Annotated in this window: 14 protein-coding genes; 8 read left to right on the forward strand and 6 right to left on the reverse strand. The window is 36.4% G+C overall.

The window, feature by feature from the left end:
- The first annotated feature begins 13 nt into the window (after window positions 1-13).
- Both R2Q77_RS17830 and R2Q77_RS17835 read left to right on the forward strand, forming a co-directional pair.
- Complete coding sequence (locus tag R2Q77_RS17830; protein WP_131535769.1) at window positions 14-244, forward strand: DUF1456 family protein; 231 nt, start codon at window positions 14-16, stop codon at window positions 242-244.
- Window positions 231-2,894, forward strand: coding sequence for an outer membrane beta-barrel protein (locus R2Q77_RS17835; protein WP_316805084.1), 2,664 nt, complete (start codon window positions 231-233; stop codon window positions 2,892-2,894). Before R2Q77_RS17830 ends, R2Q77_RS17835 begins: the two co-directional genes overlap by 14 nt.
- 121 nt (window positions 2,895-3,015) lie before the next feature.
- Here R2Q77_RS17835 and ettA read toward each other — a convergent pair whose 3' ends face one another.
- On the reverse strand, window positions 3,016-4,695 hold the full coding sequence (ettA, locus tag R2Q77_RS17840) for an energy-dependent translational throttle protein EttA (protein ID WP_316805085.1): 1,680 nt from the start codon (window positions 4,693-4,695) through the stop codon (window positions 3,016-3,018).
- Between the two features lie 398 nt (window positions 4,696-5,093).
- On the opposite strand from ettA, the gene R2Q77_RS17845 reads away from it, so the two are divergent.
- The 3 genes from R2Q77_RS17845 to R2Q77_RS17855 are packed head-to-tail and all read left to right on the forward strand — an operon-like array spanning window position 5,094 to window position 9,259.
- Window positions 5,094-6,566 carry an ankyrin repeat domain-containing protein gene (locus R2Q77_RS17845; protein WP_316805086.1) on the forward strand — a complete coding sequence of 491 codons (1,473 nt, stop codon included), beginning with the start codon at window positions 5,094-5,096 and terminating at the stop codon, window positions 6,564-6,566.
- A 4-nt stretch (window positions 6,567-6,570) separates the two neighbouring features.
- Window positions 6,571-7,056 (forward strand): DUF2271 domain-containing protein, encoded by a 486-nt coding sequence (locus R2Q77_RS17850; protein ID WP_316805087.1) that lies wholly within the window; start codon window positions 6,571-6,573, stop codon window positions 7,054-7,056.
- 13 nt (window positions 7,057-7,069) lie between these two features.
- On the forward strand, window positions 7,070-9,259 hold the full coding sequence (locus R2Q77_RS17855) for a PepSY domain-containing protein (RefSeq protein WP_316805088.1): 2,190 nt from the start codon (window positions 7,070-7,072) through the stop codon (window positions 9,257-9,259).
- A 54-nt stretch (window positions 9,260-9,313) separates the two neighbouring features.
- Here R2Q77_RS17855 and R2Q77_RS17860 read toward each other — a convergent pair whose 3' ends face one another.
- Window positions 9,314-10,231, reverse strand: a complete 918-nt coding sequence (locus tag R2Q77_RS17860) for an FAD:protein FMN transferase (protein WP_316805089.1) — start codon at window positions 10,229-10,231, stop codon at window positions 9,314-9,316.
- Window positions 10,232-10,784: 553 nt separating this feature from the next.
- Here R2Q77_RS17860 and R2Q77_RS17865 point away from each other — a divergent pair.
- From R2Q77_RS17865 to R2Q77_RS17875, 3 genes are all read left to right on the forward strand, one after another.
- Window positions 10,785-13,334, forward strand: coding sequence for an ATP-dependent Clp protease ATP-binding subunit (locus R2Q77_RS17865; protein WP_316805090.1), 2,550 nt, complete (start codon window positions 10,785-10,787; stop codon window positions 13,332-13,334).
- Window positions 13,335-13,502: 168 nt separating this feature from the next.
- On the forward strand, window positions 13,503-14,006 hold the full coding sequence (locus R2Q77_RS17870) for a CAP domain-containing protein (protein WP_316805091.1): 504 nt from the start codon (window positions 13,503-13,505) through the stop codon (window positions 14,004-14,006).
- Window positions 14,007-14,556: 550 nt separating this feature from the next.
- Window positions 14,557-16,191, forward strand: a complete 1,635-nt coding sequence (locus tag R2Q77_RS17875; RefSeq protein ID WP_316805092.1) for a discoidin domain-containing protein — start codon at window positions 14,557-14,559, stop codon at window positions 16,189-16,191.
- Between the two features lie 58 nt (window positions 16,192-16,249).
- Here the strand turns inward: R2Q77_RS17875 and R2Q77_RS17880 are convergent, their stop codons facing one another.
- From R2Q77_RS17880 to recN, 4 genes are all read right to left on the reverse strand, one after another.
- Window positions 16,250-17,317: a PA0069 family radical SAM protein gene (locus R2Q77_RS17880; RefSeq protein ID WP_316805093.1), complete on the reverse strand. Its 1,068-nt coding sequence runs from the start codon at window positions 17,315-17,317 to the stop codon at window positions 16,250-16,252.
- Window positions 17,318-17,389: 72 nt separating this feature from the next.
- Entirely contained in the window at window positions 17,390-18,622 is a 1,233-nt protein-coding gene (locus R2Q77_RS17885; protein ID WP_316805094.1) for a carboxypeptidase-like regulatory domain-containing protein, read from the reverse strand.
- 96 nt (window positions 18,623-18,718) lie between these two features.
- Window positions 18,719-19,942, reverse strand: coding sequence for a carboxypeptidase-like regulatory domain-containing protein (locus tag R2Q77_RS17890; protein ID WP_316805095.1), 1,224 nt, complete (start codon window positions 19,940-19,942; stop codon window positions 18,719-18,721).
- A gap of 341 nt (window positions 19,943-20,283) precedes the next feature.
- A complete protein-coding gene (gene recN / locus R2Q77_RS17895; protein ID WP_316805096.1) occupies window positions 20,284-21,936 on the reverse strand; it encodes a DNA repair protein RecN in 1,653 nt (550 codons plus the stop codon).
- Window positions 21,937-22,031 lie beyond the last annotated feature (95 nt).

The raw sequence follows: 22,031 nt of genomic DNA on the forward strand, positions 1-22,031 counted from the left end.
TTAGATATTAAACATGAGTAATAACGAGATATTAAAAAAAATTAGGGTAGCCTTATCTTTAACAACTGAAGATATTATTAAAATTTGTGGCTTAGTTGGCTTAAAAGTAACCAAAGCCGAAATGGGCGATATTTTTAGGAGCGAAGACCATGAAAACTTTAAACCTTGCGGCGATCAGATTCTACGCAATTTTTTAAATGGCCTTGTCATTTACAAAAGAGGTCCGAGGGATGAGAAAAAGTAATAGATTATATTTTCTATTATTTTTTTTATTTTTTGCTTTAGGCTTTAGCGCTAAATCTCAGGCACAGCGTAAAGTATCGGGCAATGTATTGGATTCTTTGAAAAGACCAGTAGAAGGTGTTAATGTTCAGTTAATTACTAATGTAGACACGCTTAAGGTTAATTCAAATTCAAAAGGCAATTTTGCTTTCAATCATGTACGCAGCAACAGATTTTATATTTATGTAAGCGGCATTGGTTATAAACCCTTCGTAATCATCTACGATATAGATAAACTGCAAAAAAATATCATTCTGGACCCGATTTTAATTAAAGCCGAGAGCATTACCTTAAAAGAGGTAGAGGTTAAAGTTAAAGTAGATCCTATTGTTTTGAAAAAGGATACAGTAGAATATAATGCAGCGGCCTATACCATCAGGCAAAATGATAAAATCGAAGATTTACTGAAACAGTTGCAGGGGGTAGAGGTTGATGCAAATGGTGCTGTTACAGCAATGGGTAAGCCAATGAATAAACTGCGGGTAAATGGCGAAGATTTTTTTACCAGCAACGTACAGGATTACATCAGGCAATTGCCTGCTGATCTTGTAGCCAAACTACAGGTGATTGAAGATTATGGTGATGAAGCTAATTTTACAGGCATTAAAACCGGGGCTCCTCAAAAAATGCTCAACCTGATCACCAAGCCAGGTATGAATAAAGGTGTTTTTGGCAATGCTGATGTTAATGCTGCAACCAGTAACGCCTATAATTTTAATTTTAACGGCAATATATGGCGCGAATCAAAACAAATTGGTTTGGGGGCAAATTATGGAACAACGGATAATGAGTTTACCGATAACCATAACAAACGCATAAATGCAAATATTAGAAATAAAGTATCTAAAGAGCTTACCGTTAACGGAGGGTATACTTTTTCCAACGCTGATACCAAATCAATCCAATCCAGCTTTTTAGAAACGTTTAATCCTATGGGTATTATTAACGATTTGAGGCAAAGTTCTAACGATAATAAATCAACCAATAACAGTTTAAACCTTGGCTTAAACCTGATTAATGATAAAAACTATTTGAATGCAGCTGTTTCGGGTGTTTTAAACGAAAACCAAACAGATGCCTTTTCTACCTCGAATAAAACAGGGTATATAAAACAAGATTTATTTTCAAAGTCAGGATCAGAACAAAAGACACCAAACTTTAGTGGAAATGTTAACTGGTCGAGGAAACTGCTGAATGCTAAAAAATCGCTTTCTGCAAGCATTAACTTTGGCCGAAACAAGGGCATATCCAGTAGTAGTATAGAAGATATTATTAAATACTACAACGAAACCACAAATATATTGGTGAAAGACTCTTTACTTAACCGGCTGGTAAACAGTAATACGCTGAGTACCAACTTTGGGGGCAATGTTCAGTTTGCCAATTCATTAAATACCAATGCAGATTCGATAAGTTCAAGGTTTATTACGTTTTCTTATCGTTTTGGCATCAGCAAAACAAAAAATCTCCAAAATACAATGGTGTTCGATCAGGTTGGTAATGCCAAAGAGGTCGATTCTCTCGGTTTAGATTATGCATCAACCTTTATCAACCAAACTTTAAACCTGAGTTACAGCAGCAACAATAAAAATCTGAGTTACAGTTTCGGATTTAGTTTTATGCCCAGCATTATAACGGGGAAATATGAAAAAACCGGAGAACGGTTGCAGAATTTTCAGCTTAATTTTTCACCTAGCGCCAATTTAAGCTATTTGATTAAAGATAGTAAAAGCCTTTCCTTTGGTTATAATGGTTATACAAATGCACCTGATTTTAACAAATTACAGCCGGTTAAAAACACCAGCGATGTGCAGAATATTGTAGTAGGTAATCCTAACCTTAAAGCTACTGCAACGCATATTGTTAATCTCGATTATAACCAAAACAATTTAAAATCTGGCTTTAGTTTAATGTTGGGCCTTACAGGTACTTTTACGTTTAACAGTGTGGTAAACAATACTATTTTTTTAACAGATACACTGAACAGTTTTAAGCAACAAACTACATTCGAAAATGTTAATGGCGTGTATAATATTGGCGGAAACTATTCCATCTTTCAGCGGTTTATGGATAATAAACTTTCCATTTCGTATAATGGAAATGTAGCCTATAGTCATAATGTTTTCTATACCGATAATGTTTTGAATAAGAGTGGTGGCATTAATATATCAAACGGGGCGAGGCTTAGTTTAAATAAAGAGAAGTATTCTTTAAACATGGGTGCAAATTACAGCTACAGCTCCAATACGTATTCTGTACAGAATCAAAACATTAAAAATATTCAGATATTAAGTATGAATTTCGGTGGTACCTATATTTTTAGCCCGAAGTTTAGAGTAAATTCGACCGTATCAAAAAGCCTTAATTTTGGATTTAACATTAATAATGGTAATCCTTTAATTGTAAATTTAGGCTTCAATCAATATTTTCTTAAAAATAACAGGCTCAGTTTTTCTGTACAGGCGAATGATTTGTTTAACCAGGGATCGCTTTTCAGAACAACGGTTAACAACAATTCCATATCCGAAAACAGGACTAGGTTTATCAGCCGTTTTGTGCAGGCAAGTTTAAGTTACAACATCAATAACTTTGGAGGCAAAAAGTTTAAATAGTCAAGTTTGTTATTTTGAAGGTCGAATTTTTGATTCAGCAAAAGGTTCAACATTTTCTAAAGGGCTATAAAAATAAAACCTGTGTAAACAAAAAGTCCTGACTTTCATCAGGACTTTTCTGCTAATCTAATTTTTTATATCGGATTCGTTTCGGGGTAATATCACCTAAACGTTTCTTCCTGTTTTCTTCGTAATCAGAATAATTGCCTTCAAAGAAATATACCTCAGAATTGCCTTCAAAAGCAAGTATGTGTGTACAAATCCGATCCAGGAACCATCTATCGTGACTAATAACAACTGCGCAACCACCAAAGTTTTCCAATGCTTCTTCTAAAGCACGTAAAGTGTTTACATCAATATCGTTGGTTGGCTCATCCAGTAGCAATACGTTAGCCCCTTTTTTTAAGGTAATGGCCAGGTGTACACGGTTACGTTCTCCACCCGAAAGGACGCCTACTTTTTTCTGCTGATCGCCACCGTTAAAGTTAAATTTAGAAACATAGGCACGACCGTTAACTGCTTTAGTGCCCAGTTGAATGTTATCTAACCCGTCGGTAATGTTTTCGTATACAGTTTTATCCGCATCTAAATCATTATGCATCTGATCTACATAACCCAGTTCTACTGTTTCGCCTACGCGGAAAGTTCCGGCATCAGCTTCTTCCTGTCCGGTAATTAAACGGAATAAAGTAGTTTTACCAGCGCCATTGGGGCCAATAATTCCAACAATACCGGCAGGAGGTAAAGAAAAATTCAGGTTATCGAATAAAATTTTATCGCCATAGGCCTTAGTTACATTTGTAGCCTCAATTACAACATTACCCAAACGTGGCCCTGCCGGAATAAAAAGTTCTAATTTATCTTCTCTTTCTTTTCCATCTTCAGATGCCAGTTTGTCGTAATTAGCCAAACGAGCTTTGGATTTAGCGTGACGTGCTTTTGGTGCCATACGTACCCATTCAAGCTCACGCTCTAATGTTTTCTGGCGTTTACTTTCTGTTTTCTCTTCCTGCGATAAACGTTTTGCTTTTTGATCTAACCAGCTGCTGTAATTTCCTTTCCATGGAATTCCCTCGCCACGGTCTAATTCTAAAATCCATCCTGCAACGTTATCCAGAAAATACCTATCGTGAGTTACGGCAATAACAGTACCTTCGTAATTTTGTAAAAACTGCTCTAACCAATCAATACTTTCGGCATCCAAGTGGTTGGTTGGCTCATCCAGTAATAAAACATCAGGATGCTGCAATAACAAACGGCACATGGCCACACGGCGACGCTCACCACCAGAAAGTACACCAATTTTAGTTTCAGGATCAGGACAACGTAAAGCGTCCATCGCTCTTTCTAATTTCGAATCAATTTCCCAGGCACCTAAAGCATCAATTTTATCTTGTAATTCACCTTGTCTCGCCATTAATTTATCCATGGCATCAGGGTCAGAATAATTTTCTTCTAATCCAAAGGCTTCATTAACCTCTTCATATTCCTTTAAAATGGCTGTTGTTTCTGCTACACCTTCTTCCACCACTTCGCGAACGGTTTTCTCCGGATCAAGAATTGGCTCCTGAGCAAGGTAACCAACAGAATAACCAGGCGAAAAAACTACTTCACCTTGGTACGCTTTGTCTAAACCAGCAATAATTTTTAGTAAAGATGATTTACCAGAGCCATTTAAACCAATCACACCGATTTTTGCACCGTAAAAGAAAGAAAGGTAAATATTTTTTAAAACCTGTTTTTGTGGGGGGTAAATCTTATTTACACCCGCCATTGAAAATATGATCTTCTCGTCAGACATGTATATATGCTTTAAAATTTAATTTTTCTGTAATAATAAACCAAGGTATGCCTCAAAACTAAATAATTTGAGCCCTACAGTTCGTATAAATGGTTGCAAAGATAAGGAAGCTATGTAGTTAACCAAAGGTTTTATTTTAAAACGAGAAAGTTTAAGTGTCGGATGCCTCCAATTACCATTTAATAATTCTGATCATGCTATTGGAATAGGAAAAAGGGGGGTATTATTTGTTTTTTCACCATCACTGACTAAAAAAAAGCCACTAAGTTGACTTATTAAAATAAAATGATTTTACATTCTATTATTTAGAATGATTCTTGTTAACTTAGCCAAAATTCTTTTTGCCTAAAATAACAGGTTGGCTATCGAATCATTATCAAAACTATTTAGCTCAAAAAATGAAAAAAATTCTTTTAGCTGTTCTTGCAATGGCTGCTTTAAGTTCACAGGCTCAAAAAAATACGCTTCTTGAGCAGTCGTTCTGGAAAGGAAATACAGACCTTGCTGCCGTCAAAGCTGAAATTGAAAAAGGCAACAGCCCTTCTCAGTTAAATCAAATGTCGTTCGATGCGGCCTTTTTTGCCATTAATAATGAGGCACCACAGGAAACCATAGAATTTCTTTTGGCTCAGCCTGGAAATAGCGCGAATAAATTATTGCACGACAGCAGAACTTACTTGTTTTCGGCGGCATCAAAGGGTAACATCCCGGCCATGGAATACCTTTTGAAAAATGGGGCTAAGATTGATATTCAGGATAGCCACGGATACACACCATTAACGTTTGCTGCGGTTGCTGGGCAGCCCAATACTAAAGTTTACGATTTATTGATTCAAAAAGGCGCCGATGTTAAAAAAGACCTGAATCATGATGGTGCAAATGCACTTTTAATTGCCATTTCTAACGATAAAGATTTTAAGCTAACGGATTATTTTACCTCAAAAGGCTTGAGCTTAAACAGTACAGATGCGGCTGGAAATACTGCTTTTAACTATGTAGCAAAAAGCGGAAACATCGAACTGATGAACAAATTGATTGCAAAGGGCGTTAAATACAACGATAATGCAATTTTAATGGCTGCACAGGGTGGTCGTGGTACTTCAAACGGTTTAGCTGTTTTTCAGTACTTAGAAGGACTTAAATTAAAGCCTTCGGTAATTGGCAGCAATGGCGAGAATGCTTTATTTTACATAGCCCGCAAACCAAAACAAGACGAAGTAATCAATTATTTTCTTTCGAAGGGAGTAGATGTTAACCAGGCAGATAAAGACGGAAACACGGCTTTTATTAATGCTGCTGGTTTTAACAGGGATTTAGCCAGCCTTGAATTGCTTTCAAAAAGTGTAAAAAATATCAATCAAACAAATACTAAAGGTGTTTTTGCCTTAGCTATGGCTGTTCGCAATAACACTGGCGACGCAGTAAAGTTCCTTTTAGATAAAGGTGCCGATTTGAATGCGGTTGATAAAGATGGCAACAATTTGGCGTATTATCTTTTTCAGGCTTATAGTCCGCGTGGAATGGAAGATTTTAATGCAAAACTTAAAATTTTAACCGATAAAGGATTTAATATCGGTACTGTGCAACCGAATGGAAATTCGCTTTACCATTTGGCTGTTGCTAAAAATGACCTGGCTTTAGTTAAACTGGTTGAAGGTTTTAAAGTGGATGTCAATTTGAAAAACAAAGAGGGGTATACTGCTTTGCATAAAGCGGCTATGACCGCCAAAGACACAGAGTTGATGAAATACTTAATTTCTGTTGGTGCTAAAAAAGACATTGCTACAGACTTTAAAGAAACGCCTTACGATCTGGCCTCAGAGAACGAATTTTTAACCAAGAATAAAATATCAATCGATTTTTTAAAATAATAAAATGAATAACTTTTATAAATTATGCCTGGCTTTAGTGTTGGTTATTTCAATTCCAGGGTTTTCTTCTGCACAGAAAACAACCAAATATAAGTGCATGGTGCAAATGACCAATTATATGGGCGAGGGTGCTTATATTGTGGTTTCCTTAATTGATGCAAAAGGTGGCTATGAGAAAACACTATATATAATGGGTTCTGATAAAAAATGGTATCCCGATCTTAAAGAATGGCATAAAGCATTCAAGAAAAAACCAACCAACATCAGCGCAGTAACTGGTGCATCGGTTACTGGGGGCGACCGTAGCGTAACGGTTTTGGAAATTGAAGATGCTAAATTAAATAAAGGCTATAAATTGCGTTTTGAAACAGCTGTTGAAGACAATAAATATTACACTAAAGATGTAGAAATTCCTTTAACTACAGAGGGTTTAGCTGCTAAAACTGAAGGTACCGGTTACATCAGATACGTTCGTTTAAGCGCTAACTAAAAAAGCTTAATAAATGACAATTTCAATTTGGAGATACAGCCACTTAGCATTGGCTGTATCTTCTTTTCTTTTTATAACCTTAGCTTCCGTTACAGGAATTGTGCTCTCTTTCAAACCTGTAACCGAGAAAACACAACCTTATAAAGCTAAAAATTTTAATCAGCTTACTGTAGCAGGGCTTATTCCAACCCTTCAAAAATCATATACCGACATTAGCGATGTTACTATTGATGCCAATCAATTTGTAATGGTTAACGGAACAGATTTAAACGATCAATCGGGAAAGTTTTATGTTAATCCTGAAACGGGAAAATCTTTAGGGAAAGTAGGGAAAGAGAACGAATTTTTCAGGTGGGCAACCACTTTACACCGGTCGCTTTTTTTGCATGAAACCGGGCGGTTTTTTGTAGGTTTAACGGCTTTTCTTTTATTTCTTATCGCCACTTCCGGAACGATATTGATTATTCAAAGACAACGGAGCCTGAAAAAGTTTTTCGGTAAAATTGTAAAGGATGGTTTTGCCCAGTATTATCATGTTGTATTGGGTAGGTTAATGCTTATTCCCATCATCCTCATTTCTTTAAGCGGAACATTTTTATCGCTCCAACGCTTCGGAATTATTAAAGAACAGAAAATTGTGCACAAGGTTGATTTTGATGCCTTGAAAACGACGTCTGCAAAAAAAATCAATGATTTTGAAGTATTTAAAAATATCCCATTAAGCAAACTTCAGTTAATTGAATTTCCATTCTCAGAAGATGTTGAAGATTATTTTACACTTAAGCTTGATGATAAGGAGGTTACCGTTAACCAGATTACGGGAGAAATATTAACAGAACAGGCGTACTCAAAAGCCACTTTGTTGAATAATTTGAGTATGGATTTGCATACAGGCAGAGGAAGTGCAATTTGGGCAATCTTATTGGCCGTAGCTTCAGCAAATATTCTATTCTTTATTTATTCGGGTTTTGTAATTATGTGGAAACGCAGATCGAACCGGATTAAAAACAAATACAAAGCAGAACAAGCTGTTTTTGTTATTTTAGTAGGTTCTGAAAATGGAACTACTTTTCGCTTCGCAAAAGCCATACACGATCAATTGCTAAAAAACGGGCAAATTTCTTTTATGGGCGAACTCAATGATTACCAGATTTTCCCTAAAGCACAGCAGTTGTTGGTTTTTACGGCAACTTATGGTCAGGGTGAAGCACCTACAAATTCAACTAAATTTAAAGCATTATTAGAAAAATACGAACAGCCCAATTTAATAAGTTTTGCTGTAGTGGCTTTTGGTTCTCATGCGTATCCTGATTTTTGCAAATTTGGTTATGAAGTTAATAATGCACTTTCGCATCAGTTGTGGGCAAAACCGTTACTGGAGATTCATACCGTAAATGATCGTTCCCCCGAAGAATTTACAAGGTGGGCAACTTTATGGGCCCAGAATTCTAACATGACACTAAGTTTATTGTCGAAATTTTTGGAAGCCAAACCCGTAAAAACACATGAGTTTTCTGTAACAGAGAAAAAAGTTTCTGCTCATGCAGAAACTTCATTTATTATCCGGCTTAGCCCAAAAAAGAGAAAGCGATTTACCTCAGGCGATTTGCTGGCTATTTATCCGGCAAACGATTACAGAGAACGGCAATATTCTATTGGCAGGATCGGGAAGGATGTTCAGTTAAGCGTTAAGCTTCATGAAGGTGGTTTAGGTTCTGGCTTTTTACACAAGCTTAAAATTGGACAAACGTTAAATGCGACAATCATTAAAAACGAACATTTCCACTTTCCCGAAAAAGCCAAAACAGTGATTATGGTATCGAACGGAACAGGGATTGCACCATTTTTAGGCATGCTCGATCAACATAGCAAAGGCAGGGATATTCACCTTTATTGCGGTTTTAGAAATGAACTCTCTTTCGGGCTTTACAAAAGTGCATTAAATATAGAAATGGAGAAACTGAGTAAGTTAAACGTAGCTTACTCGCGTGAAGGTGAAAAACAATATGTTAAAGATTTATTGGCGAAAGATGAAAGCTTTGTCTTTCAAACCTTGAAAAGTGGGGGCGTAATTATGCTATGCGGTTCGTTAAGTATGCAAAATGATGTTGTTAACTGGCTTGAGGCCCATTGCCAGCAGTTGGAAGGTAAAAGCATAAGCTATTATCAGTCGCGTAAACAAATACTTATGGACTGTTATTAGTATTTTGATTTGAAAATAGATTAGCGCGTTACGTTTTGAGACGGCCACATTGTTTTACAATTTCTTTTTCCATTTATTAATTGTTTTCTGACTAAGATTGTCCGAGTGGAAAACCTGACCATCATCGCCAAACATCATGCAGCTGTATTTAGGGAATTTGTTAATGAATTTAAGTCCTGCCACTTTTCCTAAAACCATCATGGATGTGCTAAAGCCATTTGCAAGTTCGGCATCTGGTCCAAAAACAGTAACGCTCGATAAACCCGTAGCCGGATAACCCGTAACCGGATTAATAATGTGCGAATATCTTTTTCCATTAAGGATTACAAATTTTTCGTAACTACCCGAAGTAACCACGGCGCCGCCATGTAAAGGAACAACTGCATACAGGCTATCTTTATGAAAAGGGTTCGTAATGCCGATGGTCCAGTTATGGCCGTTAGGATGTTTGCCCCAGGTACTCATATCGCCCGATCCATTCACGATACCCGAGTTAATTCCTCTTTTAAGCATCATATCTCTACATCTATCGGCAGCATAACCTTCTCCTAATGCACCAAAACCAATCTTCATGCCTTTTAACCTAAGAAAAATGGTCAAATTTATGCTGTCCAGAATGATGTTTTTATAGCCTACTTTTTCCACGGATTTCTCAATCGCTTCAGGGCTTGGCATTTCAGTCATAGATCCATCAAACTTCCAGATTTTATCCATTGCGGCAAAGCTAATGTCGAAGGCACCATCCGTAATTTTGGATAAGTACAATGCTCTTTTGGCAAGGTTAAATACTTCTTTATCAACTTTAACCGGTTTAATGCCTGCATTTCTGTTCACTTCCGAAATTTGTGTTTCGGGTTTCCAGTCAGAAATCAGAAATTCTATTCTACTGATTTCGTGGATGACGGTATCTATATTTCTGTCTGCAGTTTTTGCATCACGAGCTACAATGGTAATGTCAAATTTACTGCCCATTAATAACGTGGTTTTTTTTCTTAATACCTGGGCGGAAACGTTTAAGCTTAAAAAAATGAATAAAATGGCTAATGGTTTCAAAGTATCAGTTGGAATTAATTTTAAATAAAGCGTACTAAATAAGCCGTGACGCGGAGTGCTCCAAATATAATCAAATGGAATGATTTGTTAATTCCAGATTTTTGAATGCATTTTCTGCTAAAAGATGTCATTCTACTTTATTTATACTGTCAAAAGTTGTAAATTGCAGTAAGAAAAAGCAACAAATTGTCAGGTTATTTGCTTTATATAATCCTTACAAAAAACCGACAAAATGAATTTAACAGGGAGTTAACCTAAATTATCCTTTTTCAAAACCCATAAAAAGGCTTTTTACGTAAATAGGGGAAGAGCCATAACGATATATTATTACTGTTTTTAATGCATTGGTTTTTGGTTTATCTGCCTTTTATCCACTGATATGGCGCAATTGTTGATAAAATAAACAAAACAGCACGTTCGTTTTTATAAACTTATTTTATAGATTAGTGGCGAGCTGTTTAAGAAAGGTATTATGGAAGCAAAATTTTCACCACAGGTTAAAGATGTAATCTCTTTTAGTAGAGAAGAGGCCTTGCGTTTAGGGCACGATTACATTGGTACCGAACATTTATTGTTGGGCCTCATCCGCGAAGGGGATGGTATGGCTATAAAAATTTTACGATCGTTAGGGGTTGATACCGGTAAATTACGTCGCTCTATAGAAGATGCCGTTCGTGGTACTTCGAGTGTTACCGTTAATCTGGGAAATATTCCTTTAACGAAACAGGCAGAAAAAGTTTTAAAAATTACTTACTTAGAAGCTAAGATATTTAAAAGTGACTTAATTGGTACCGAACATTTATTGCTTTCGGTTTTGCGGGATGATGATAACATCGCTTCACAAATTTTATTGCAATACGGCGTTACTTATGATGTTTTTAAACAGGAGGTAGAAGTGAATAAAAACGGTTTCAGAGATGATATCTCTAATAGTGCCTCAACAGGTGGCGATGATGATTATCGCGAAGATGAAGCTTTTAGCACACCTAAAAAAGTTTCTGATATTAAATCCAAAACACCTGTTTTAGATAATTTCGGTCGTGATTTAACCAAGGCTGCAGAAGAAGGTCGTTTAGACCCGATTGTGGGCCGTGAAAAAGAAATTGAGCGGGTATCTCAAATTTTATCCCGCCGTAAAAAGAATAACCCGATTTTAATCGGAGAACCAGGTGTTGGTAAATCAGCCATTGCAGAAGGTTTAGCCTTACGCATTGTACAACGCAAAGTTTCCCGTGTATTGTTTAACAAACGCGTAGTTACTTTAGATTTAGCTTCGTTAGTGGCCGGTACAAAATACCGTGGACAGTTTGAAGAGCGTATGAAAGCTGTAATGAACGAACTTGAAAAATCAACTGATGTGATCTTATTTATTGATGAGATTCATACCATTGTTGGTGCAGGTGGCGCATCAGGCTCTTTGGATGCTTCGAACATGTTCAAACCGGCATTAGCCAGAGGAGAAATCCAATGTATTGGTGCAACTACTTTGGATGAGTACCGTCAGTACATTGAAAAAGATGGCGCTTTAGACCGACGTTTTCAAAAAGTAATGGTTGAACCTGCTACACCAGACGAAACTGTAGAGATTTTAACGCGTATTAAAGATAAGTATGAAGAACATCACGGTGTAACGTATACCGATGAGGCCATTTTAGCTTGTGTTACTTTAACTTCACGTTATATTTCTGATCGTTTCTTACCGGATAAAGCTATTGATGCTTTGGATGAAGCCGGTTCGAGAGTTCACTTAACCAATATTCATGTTCCTCAAAATATTATAGATATCGAGGCTAAAATCGAAGATATTAAGTTAGAGAAAAACAAGGTTGTTCGTAGTCAGAAGTATGAGGAAGCAGCAAAACTTCGCGATACCGAGAAAAATTTAATTGAAGAATTAGATAAAGCCAAAGCTGAGTGGGAAGCAGAAACCAAAACTAAACGTTACGAAGTATCAGAAGATAATGTAGCCGAAGTTGTGGCCATGATGACTGGCATTCCGGTACAACGTGTTGGACAAACCGATAGCCAGAAGCTATTGAATATGTACGATAAAGTTGCGGAAAAAATTATCGGACAAGATGATGCAATTAAGAAATTAACCAAGGCTATTCAACGAACCAGAGCCGGATTAAAAGATCCTAAAAAACCAATTGGCTCATTTATTTTCTTAGGTCCAACAGGTGTTGGTAAAACTGAATTGGCAAAAGAACTTGCACGTTTTATGTTTGACAGTGACGATTCACTGATCCAGATTGACATGAGTGAGTATATGGAGAAATTTGCAGTTTCACGTTTAGTGGGTGCGCCTCCGGGATATGTAGGTTACGAAGAAGGTGGACAATTAACAGAAAAAGTTAGAAGAAAACCTTATGCTGTAATCTTATTGGATGAAATTGAAAAAGCTCACCCGGATGTATTCAATATCTTATTGCAGGTTTTAGACGAGGGACAATTAACAGATAGTTTAGGACGTAAAGTTGATTTTAGAAATACAATCATCATTATGACTTCAAATATCGGAGCACGTCAGCTTAAAGATTTTGGACAGGGTGTAGGTTTTTCTACCTCAGCAAAAACCAATCAGGCCGAATCTCATAGCCGTGGCGTAATAGAAAGTGCCTTGAAACGTGCATTTGCGCCCGAATTTTTAAACCGTGTTGACGACGTAGTTGTATTCAACAGTTTGGGTAAAGAAGAAATTTTCAAAATCATTGATATTGAATTAAAAGCTTTATTCGGTCGCGTTCATAACTTAGGTTACGAAATTGCATTAACAGAAAATGCTAAAGATTATATTGCTGAAAAAGGTTTTGACAGTAATTTTGGAGCCCGCCCTTTAAAAAGAGCAATTCAGAAATATTTGGAAGATCCGATTGCAGAAGAAATTCTGAAAGGTGAATTGGCAGAAGGAGATGTTTTAGAAATCGATTATGATAAAGAAACAGAACTCATTTCCATTCATCACAGAAAAGGCGAATCTAAAAAAGAAGAGTCTAAAGAAGAAGATTCTTCAAGCAAATAAAAAAAGCTCCGGATTTTAATCCGGGGCTTTTTTTTGCACGTTTTTTCCCTCACTCTTGATTGTTTCAGGCGCTGGATTATTAATAATATGAAATTGGAATTGTTTTTTTAAAAAAGAAAGCCATCATTAATGATATTACACTTATTTTAGAGCAATCAAATTACTGTTATGAAATTCATATTTACCCCACTTGCATGCATTATATTATGTTTTGCATCCTCTTGTAAAAAAGAAACCGATACTAAAAAGGTTGATATTGATAACACTGTTGTGACGAATATTAATAACGATTTGTTGCTAAAACTGGTTAACAATATCCGTGTATCTGGTTGCAATTGTGGTACAACTGTTATGCCTCCGGTTCTTACAATATCCTGGAGCAATACGCTTGCCTCAGCGGCAATAAGCCATAGCAAGGATATGGCAGCAAAAAATGTGCTTACGCATGATTCATCTAATGGGCAAAATACCGGGCAAAGGTTAACGGCCATGGGTTATACCTGGGTAGCATATGGAGAGAATATTGCGCAAGGTCAAACCACAGAACAACAGGTTTTCAATGATTGGATTCAAAGCGAGGGTCATTGTAAAAATATTATGAATGCCCAGGTTACTGAAATGGGCGTTGCAAGGCAGGGCGCGTTCTGGACACAGGATTTTGGAAAGCGTTAAAGAATTTAAAATCAGTAGCCATAAATTTTAACACAAACGTTTGATTGCGCATGCTGACTTAATTTTTTTTAGATAAAAGGAATGTTTTTCATTCCTTTTATTCGTTTATAGAGCCTGTAAAGAGTCAGAACTATTGTAATGTTTTTAGTAAAAGCATGAAAAGCATAGCGTTTTCCTCCTTTTTTATGAATTTTATTTCGAAAATAAGGTTTCTGGGTAAAGCAGAAAATATAACCAGGTTTAATATCTAAAGCTTAGTCAAACGTTTGTGCTTTGTTTTTACATTCTATTTTTGGTTTCAATAGCTAGTTTAGTTCTTAATAGACTAAACTAAAACTCGAAGATGATGGATGCCAAACAGCTAACCGAAACGGATGTACACAATCTTTTTATCGGAAATTATCTTAATTTGATTCATTTTGCTACTCCGTTCGTTTCTCAGGAGCATCATACCAATACATCAGCATTACCATGTTGGAAATTAAAACTGCTGCGGCAAAATCTACCCATCTGCAGAAGCTAACCTTTATAAACAACAAAATATCTACCTATGAAAAAACTAATTAATTTACTATTAATGACCGGCATAATGATGTCGGCTTGTAAAAAAGAAAACATCGAGGTTTCTGCTGAACCTGCTAAAGCAGATATAACCATAACGGGATCGTCTGTTTCGGGGCCAACACCCGGAACATTTACTTCTGATAAGTCGAGAAATCTTAACCTGGTCTATTTTGTTCCAAACGATGTAACTCCCGTTTTAAACTACCAGAGCCGCTTAAGTGCTTTAATGATCTGGACACAGGATTGGTATAAAAATCAAATGACTTTAAACGGTTATGCAAACAAAACTTTTGGTTTATATACCGATGCCAATAAAACCAATGTTAAAATTATCACCATTTACGGTACAAAAGGCAAAGCAGATTATTCTTACGATACGGGTGCAAACAATGTAATGGCTGAAATAAACAGCTATTTTACTGCACACCCTGAAGATAAAACCAGCGATCATTCTTTGGTTATCATACCGCGTTATCTCATTAAATCAGATGGTAATCCAAGCGGTGGACCCTTTTTTGGCCTTGGAAAATGGTGCTTTGTACTCGATTACGAAGAAATGGATATTGCTAATTTAGGCAAAACAGATGCTTTAGGAAATCGCTTTAGCGTTTGGTTTGGTGGTATGGTACACGAACTTGGGCATGGATTAAATTTGCCGCATAACTGTCAGAAGGTTTCTGAAAATAACGACCCCAATAAGGGAATGGCTTTAATGTGGGCTGGAAATGGAACTTTAGGTAAATCGCCGACTTTTTTAACAGCTGCTGATGCTGCTACCTTAAATTCTAATCAGATTTTTAATAATGACAATAAAACATATTATGGTACTGTAAATGCAGGAATAACAAAAATACATGCTGATTATTCGGCCTCAAAACAAGCAATTGTACTTTCCGGACGATTTAAAACCGACGTAAAAGTAAACAGCATTTTATACTATAACGATCCCAATGTGAATAACGAAGGGACAGGAGCAAACCGGGATTATAACGCGGTTACCTGGGAATCTAAAACGATAGGAACCGATAGTTTTTATGTAGAAATGCCCGTGAGTGAGTTTAAATATAAAGACGGCAATCCTTACGAATTAAGGATCCGCCTGGTACACGAAAATGGGTCTATTAGTCAAAACGCTTACAATTATGCATTTGTAAATAATATACCTGTACTAACCTTTTCTTCTAAAAACGAATTGAGTAAACAAGGTTGGTCTGTTGCTTCTTTTAGCTCGGAAGAAACATCTGGTGAAGGAACCATAAACGGAAGGGCCAATACCGTAATTGATGATAACCCATCTACCTATTGGCATTCGCGGTGGACAGGAACAGCCGCCGCTTATCCGCATGAAATTGTTATAGATATGGATGCGGTAAAAAGTGTACAAGGAATAAGTTTAACTCAAAGGAGTGGACTGCAACGGGCTGTTAAAGATTTTGAAATTTTATCCAGTACCAACGGAACAACATTTACATCTGAAGGAAATTTTGTCGCAGCTAATGCTAATGGACCTCAATATTTTAATTTAACAACGGTAAGGTCAATACGCTATTTTAAGATTATTGCTAAATCAGCATATGACGGATTGCAATTTGCGTCAATTGCTGAATTAGGCGCTTTCTAATTTTTTGTTTTTGCAGAGAAAGTCCCGAAAAGGGACTTTCTTTTAATGACCTAAAGAATTAAAATAATTCCATTTGAGAACCAGGTACTTTAAAAATGTGGTGATTTAGTGCAATGTCTTTAACATTTAAACCATTTAACCTGCAGTGCAGTCTGAAATTATCTCTGATCATTTGAGCAATATTTCCGCCACCTCTCATCCTTTCACCAAACCGACTGTCGTTTACATTTCCATTATGGCAATTTTGGATCATGTGCCAAACCTTTTCAAACCGATCAGGAAAGTTTTTTCTCAGCCAGTCTTCAAATATTTGCCCGATGGCGCCATTTAGCCTAACTATGGTATAACCCGCCCTTATTGCACCGGCATTGGCAACAGCCTTTAAAACTGATGGTATTTCGTGATCACTTAGTCCAGGTACCAGTGGTGCAACCATTACACCAACCGGAATGTTTAGTTTGCTGAGTTCTTCAACCACCTTAAGTCTCTGTTTAGCGGTGGTGGTTCTGGGTTCCATAACTTGCCTCAGTTCTTCATTTAAACTGTTAATGGATACATAAACCATGCATAGATTTAGCTTTGCCATTTCCTGTAAAATATCCTTGTCCCTTAGGATTAAAGAATTTTTGGTAATCATACCAATTGGTTGTTTATACTCCAGCGCAATTTCCAGTAATTGGCGGGTAAGCCTGAATTTTCTTTCCGCAGGCTGATAACAATCTGTATTACCTGATAAGGAAATGGTGGTTGCATCCCAGCCTTTCTTTTCTAAGAACTTTTTAAAAAGGGCAGGTGCTTCTTTTTTAACAATAATTTTTCTTTCAAAATCCAATCCGGCACTATAACCCCAATACTGGTGTGCATTTCTGGCATAACAATATGTACAACCGTGCTCGCATCCCTGGTAAGGGTTTAACGAATATTCCATACCAACATCCGGACTTTCGACCTTATTGACAATAGTTTTAGAATTATCAAATAAAAAGGTTGTTTTATGATCGCTTTCTTCCCAATCATCAATTCCTTCAACATGTTCTTTTACGTAATCATCCTTTAGAAACTTATTATGTGGATTAACCTGCGCTCCGCGTCCCCTGAAATATGGTTTATCATCATCCTCAATCATAACATTAAAATTACTAATATTTTTAGTAATTTTAATGTTTGTTGAAAAATATTGTTTAGAATTTTAGTGCTTTTACTTTTTTAAAGGAATATAATCCATTGGTACCATGTCGGCTATTTTTTCATATGCCCAGTAGCCTTCAAACAGTAATGACCGGGAATCATAAATGCCCCCGTTTTCGTAAAAACGAACAGGTCCATCCATTAAATTAACAACCGAAATTTCATTTTCGGGAACATCTAATGGCCTAAATATCCAGAAACCCGTTTTAGAATATTCAAATGATTCTTTTTCCTTTGTGTATTGTACGCAAAGCGCATCGGTGTAGTTAAGCCATTTTAAATTTTGATTGTAATGGTGTACCAAAGTATCTGTTAACAACTCCGCACGGCTAAACTTGTCGATAGTTTTTGGCATTTCTTTTTGCTTTGTCCAAAAGGCGAGTAATGCTGTATCGACTTTACCTGCTGTTTTTCTTATGCCTGTTTTTTCGGGTAATGTTTTAATTTTGAAAAGGTTTTCATTTATCACGGCTTCGGGGTATCGGTTTGGATTTGGAATTTTAACCATTTTGGTCAAAATAAATCCTTCTTCATTAATTTTCCCGGCATATAGCGATCTAAAAAAATGCTGCGAAGAACCATAATAAGCGGTTTCGCGGGCTGCAATATATTTCTTCTTTCTGGCTGCAGAAGCTTTTAACTCTTCAAAAAAGGGATGCCCTGAATAATAAATAATATGAGTTCTGGAGTTATACTCGAAATGATCGAGCATATATTTTAACCGATAACCCAAAGCTTTATTCTCAACGATTAAAAACTCTGTTGTGCTAACGGTTAAGGTACTTTGAGTAACATCAAAATCAACATTTAAAACCTGCGGATTTAGAATTTTGCATTGTAAAGCATTAGGTGTTTTACCAATAAAAAACTCTTTAAACTGGTTAATGTATTTTTGTCTGTTCGGATCTGCACGAATAACGACTTCGCCTAACTGAACCGTATTTTCTTTCAAAACCAATTCCAACTGAACAGATTTATCTGAAATAATTACACTTTTTGAGTAGGGAAGGTAGCCCACCATTTGAACCAGGATATCGTAACTTCCTGGCTTAAGGTTACTGATTTTAAATCTGCCGTCATTATCCGCAACTGTGGATACTTTATAACCACTTAAATACACGCCTGCACCAGGTAAACTTTCCCTGTTATCTTTAACAATACCACTAATGGTAAATGTATTTTGAGCGAATGCATTAGTACCTATAACCATCAGGATGAGGGATACCAAAAGGCTTTTAATCATGAAAGCGAATGTAGCCAAAACGCTTAATATTTATTAAAAACTAAAAAGATTTTTAACAATTTTAACATTTACGCTAAACATAGCCTTAAAATGTAGCTATCTTCCTGGCGGAAGGTAATCCATGGGTACACTATCGGCTATTTTCTCCCAGGCCCAATAGCCTTCAAAAAGCATTGATCTTGGATTATAGGCGGCTCCATTCTGATAAAAATAAATTGGTGTTATGAGTGTATTAATTAAAGATATTTGATAATCAGGAATGTCCAAAGGTCTCGCAATGGAAGTGTTTATCATATTGGCATAAGCCTTATCTTCTCTTTCTTTAATGTAAATTACATACAGAACATCTGTAAAGGTTAAATATTTAAAAATATTATTGTACTTGTGGACGAGGGTATCTGGTGTAACAAGCTGACGATTAAGAACAGAAATACTCTCGGGTAGTCTTTTTTTTCCAGCCCAATAACTTAAAGAATCGTTGCCATGCCCCAGGCGAATTGTGCTATTGATGCCCGAAGGCATCAATTTTTTAATATTACGTTCAATTATCGCATCAGAGGGTCTTTCCGGGTTCTTAATTTTGCTTAATTTGTGAATAATGAAACCTTCTTCAGTAGCTTTTCCCTGGTACAAGGATGTAAAAAAGTGCTGTGAGGAACCCTGGTAAGCCGTTAATCTTTTTTGAGCCCATTTTTTTTGCCTTCCGGAAGAACCTTTTAAATCTTCATAATATGGATAACCTTCATAATAAATGATTCTGCTTTTATAATTGTATTCAAAATTGTTCACCAGGTATTTGATTCGGTAACCGAGTGCCCTGTTTTCAATAATTAAAAAATCTGTTGTTTTTACTTTTAAAGCTTGTTCTTCATGGTCATAATCCACATATAAAATTTCAGGATTTAAAATTTTACACTGTGCGGCATTGGGAGTAGTGCCAATAAAATAATCGGTAAACAGTTTAATGTATCTTAAACGGTTAGGATCTGCAGTAATGGTTACTTCGTTAAGCTGAACAGCGTTTTCTTCGAGTCTTATTTCGAGATTCAGGTTTTTATCTCCAATAACCACATTGCTATTGGTCGCCTTATATCCGATCATTTGAACCAGAATATCGTAATTTCCTGGTTTCAGGCTTAACGAAAAGCCTCCATCATTATTGGTTGATGTCGCAATTTTATAACCGCTAACATATACGCCAGCGCCTGGTAAAGGATTGCCTTGTTTATCTTTTATTGTTCCGCTCAGGGTAAAGTTTTGCTGTGCAAAAGCAAGTGTAGATATTTGAACAAATAAAAGCAGGGAAATGATTTTTCTCATACCCAAATATAAACTAATTAGTTAGTTGTTTTGCGCCTTTAGTACTTGTAATTTTTAAATAATAGTTTTAAATTACGTTAAACTAAATTAATTGTTATGAACTTAAAGTCACAGTCTCTATCAAGAGGAGAGATGAAAAAAATTGTAGGCGGGGATTATCATCTTTTTCTATGCCCCGTGTGTATTGAAAACCCACATTTTAATAGTGCAGGTTGTCAACCCTGGAGTTGTTCACCCACGGAAGTTTCTCCTTGCGTTATAACTTTAGAAAATCCCTGCACTCCTTAACAGAATGAAAGGTAGCTGTCTATTAATTAAAGACACCTACCTTTATTAAAAAACTATCCTAATAATTCTTTAGCATTTTCAATGGCGGACGCCCCGGGATTTTTACCGCTTAACATTTCTGCTATGGCTTCGATTCTTTCTTCCTGTTTTAATTTTCTGATTCCGGTGGTTGTTTTTCCTGCAGTTTCATTTTTATGCACGAAATAGTGCGAATTACCTTTGGCCGCAATTTGAGGTAAGTGTGTAATCGAAATCACCTGCATGTTTTCTCCAAGTTCGGCAATTACTTCACCAACTTTCAAAGCTGTTTCACCAGAAATACCGGTATCAATTTCGTCAAAAATTAAGGTTGGCAAGGAAGTGTGTTTGGCCAATAAACCTTTAACTGCCAACATCAGGCGGGATAATTCTCCGCCGGAAGCAACCTTATTAACCGGAGCAGGCGCCTGGCCTGCATTTGCTGTAAAAAGTAAAGTGATTTCGTCAAGCCCATCTTTATTTAAATCGGATGATTGCTTTTGCGCTAAAACTAATTTAGCATTTGGCATACCAACTTTTTTTAAAGTATCAGCGGTTTGTTCTTGTACCAATTGAATAGCCTTTTTACGATTTATACTTAGCTGCTGCGCTTGTTTAGTTAAATCTTGTTTAAGCTTTTCAGTTTCTTTTGTTAATTTTTCGATGGTTTCATCAGAAGAAAGTAACTGATTTAAATTATTTTCCAGCTGTGCCTGTATCGCAAGCAGTTCAGCATTATTAGAAACACGGTGTTTTTGTTGAAGTGTATAAAACAAATCCAAACGTTCGTTAATGATTTCCAAACGTTCGCTGTTGTGTAGCGTGTTGCTTTCAATTGAAGCGGTTTCATCCGCTACATCTTTAATTTCTATTATTGCTGATCGTAAACGTTCATATAAAACGTGTATGGCAGGGTCGAATTTTTCAATACCTTGTAATTGTAGTGATGATTCTTTTAATAGTTGCAATGCTGAGGGTTCGCTTTCTGTTAATAAACCAGTAGCTGTAACTAAACTTCTTTTAATTGTTTCTGCATGGGTTAAGCGCTGCAGTTCCTGCTCTAAATCTCCTTGTTCAGTATCTTTTAAACTGGCTTGTTCCAGTTCATTAAATAAAAACTGTTCGTAATCCTGCTTATTGCGGGCTTCATCAGCTTCGACAACCAACTTTTTTAAACGGTTGTAATCCTGCTTTAATTTTTTAAAACCTGCCCTATACTCAAAAAGCAATGAAGTATGACTTGCAAGCGCATCAACAATCAGTAATTGAAAATCAGGATCATTTACTTCCTGGGTGGCATGCTGAGAGTGGATATCAATTAGTTTTTCCCCAATTTGTTTTAAAATGGTTAAGTTAACCGGTGTATCATTAATAAAAGCCCTCGATTTTCCGTCAATGGAAATTTCACGTCTTAATATACTTTCATTGAAAAAATCAAGGTCCTGTTCTTCAAATGCAGCGCTTAAATTTTCATCGGCCAGTAAAAAGCTACCTTCAATCACACATTTTTTATCCTGATTAAAGAAATATTTGCTTTCTGCACGTTGACCCAAAATGAGGGAAAGCGCACCTAAAATAATAGATTTACCGGCGCCGGTTTCACCAGTGATGATGTTTAAGCCCCTATCAAATTCAATGTCGAGGCTATCAATTAATGCGTAATTACGTATAGAAAGTTTTTGTAGCATAACTATTGCGAAAATAAACAATTAAGCTTGTAGGTTTTAAAAAGGAGTGAGATTTTTTCAAACAAAAAAAGCGAAGAATAATTTCTTCGCTTTAG

This window comes from Pedobacter nototheniae (genome assembly GCF_032678625.1).
Lineage (GTDB): Bacteria > Bacteroidota > Bacteroidia > Sphingobacteriales > Sphingobacteriaceae > Pedobacter > Pedobacter nototheniae_A.

Excerpts from the sequence above, each read along its gene's own strand:
- R2Q77_RS17890 (WP_316805095.1), bottom strand. The coding sequence starts at position 19,942 with ATGAGAAAAATCATTTCCCTGCTTTTATTTGTTCAAATATCTACACTT.
- R2Q77_RS17865 (WP_316805090.1), top strand. The coding sequence starts at position 10,785 with ATGGAAGCAAAATTTTCACCACAGGTTAAAGATGTAATCTCTTTTAGT.
- R2Q77_RS17885 (WP_316805094.1), bottom strand. The coding sequence starts at position 18,622 with ATGATTAAAAGCCTTTTGGTATCCCTCATCCTGATGGTTATAGGTACT.
- R2Q77_RS17875 (WP_316805092.1), top strand. The coding sequence starts at position 14,557 with ATGAAAAAACTAATTAATTTACTATTAATGACCGGCATAATGATGTCG.
- R2Q77_RS17860 (WP_316805089.1), bottom strand. The coding sequence starts at position 10,231 with ATGGGCAGTAAATTTGACATTACCATTGTAGCTCGTGATGCAAAAACT.
- R2Q77_RS17850 (WP_316805087.1), top strand. The coding sequence starts at position 6,571 with ATGAATAACTTTTATAAATTATGCCTGGCTTTAGTGTTGGTTATTTCA.
- R2Q77_RS17870 (WP_316805091.1), top strand. The coding sequence starts at position 13,503 with ATGAAATTCATATTTACCCCACTTGCATGCATTATATTATGTTTTGCA.
- R2Q77_RS17855 (WP_316805088.1), top strand. The coding sequence starts at position 7,070 with ATGACAATTTCAATTTGGAGATACAGCCACTTAGCATTGGCTGTATCT.
- R2Q77_RS17845 (WP_316805086.1), top strand. The coding sequence starts at position 5,094 with ATGAAAAAAATTCTTTTAGCTGTTCTTGCAATGGCTGCTTTAAGTTCA.
- ettA (WP_316805085.1), bottom strand. The coding sequence starts at position 4,695 with ATGTCTGACGAGAAGATCATATTTTCAATGGCGGGTGTAAATAAGATT.
- recN (WP_316805096.1), bottom strand. The coding sequence starts at position 21,936 with ATGCTACAAAAACTTTCTATACGTAATTACGCATTAATTGATAGCCTC.
- R2Q77_RS17835 (WP_316805084.1), top strand. The coding sequence starts at position 231 with ATGAGAAAAAGTAATAGATTATATTTTCTATTATTTTTTTTATTTTTT.
- R2Q77_RS17830 (WP_131535769.1), top strand. The coding sequence starts at position 14 with ATGAGTAATAACGAGATATTAAAAAAAATTAGGGTAGCCTTATCTTTA.
- R2Q77_RS17880 (WP_316805093.1), bottom strand. The coding sequence starts at position 17,317 with ATGATTGAGGATGATGATAAACCATATTTCAGGGGACGCGGAGCGCAG.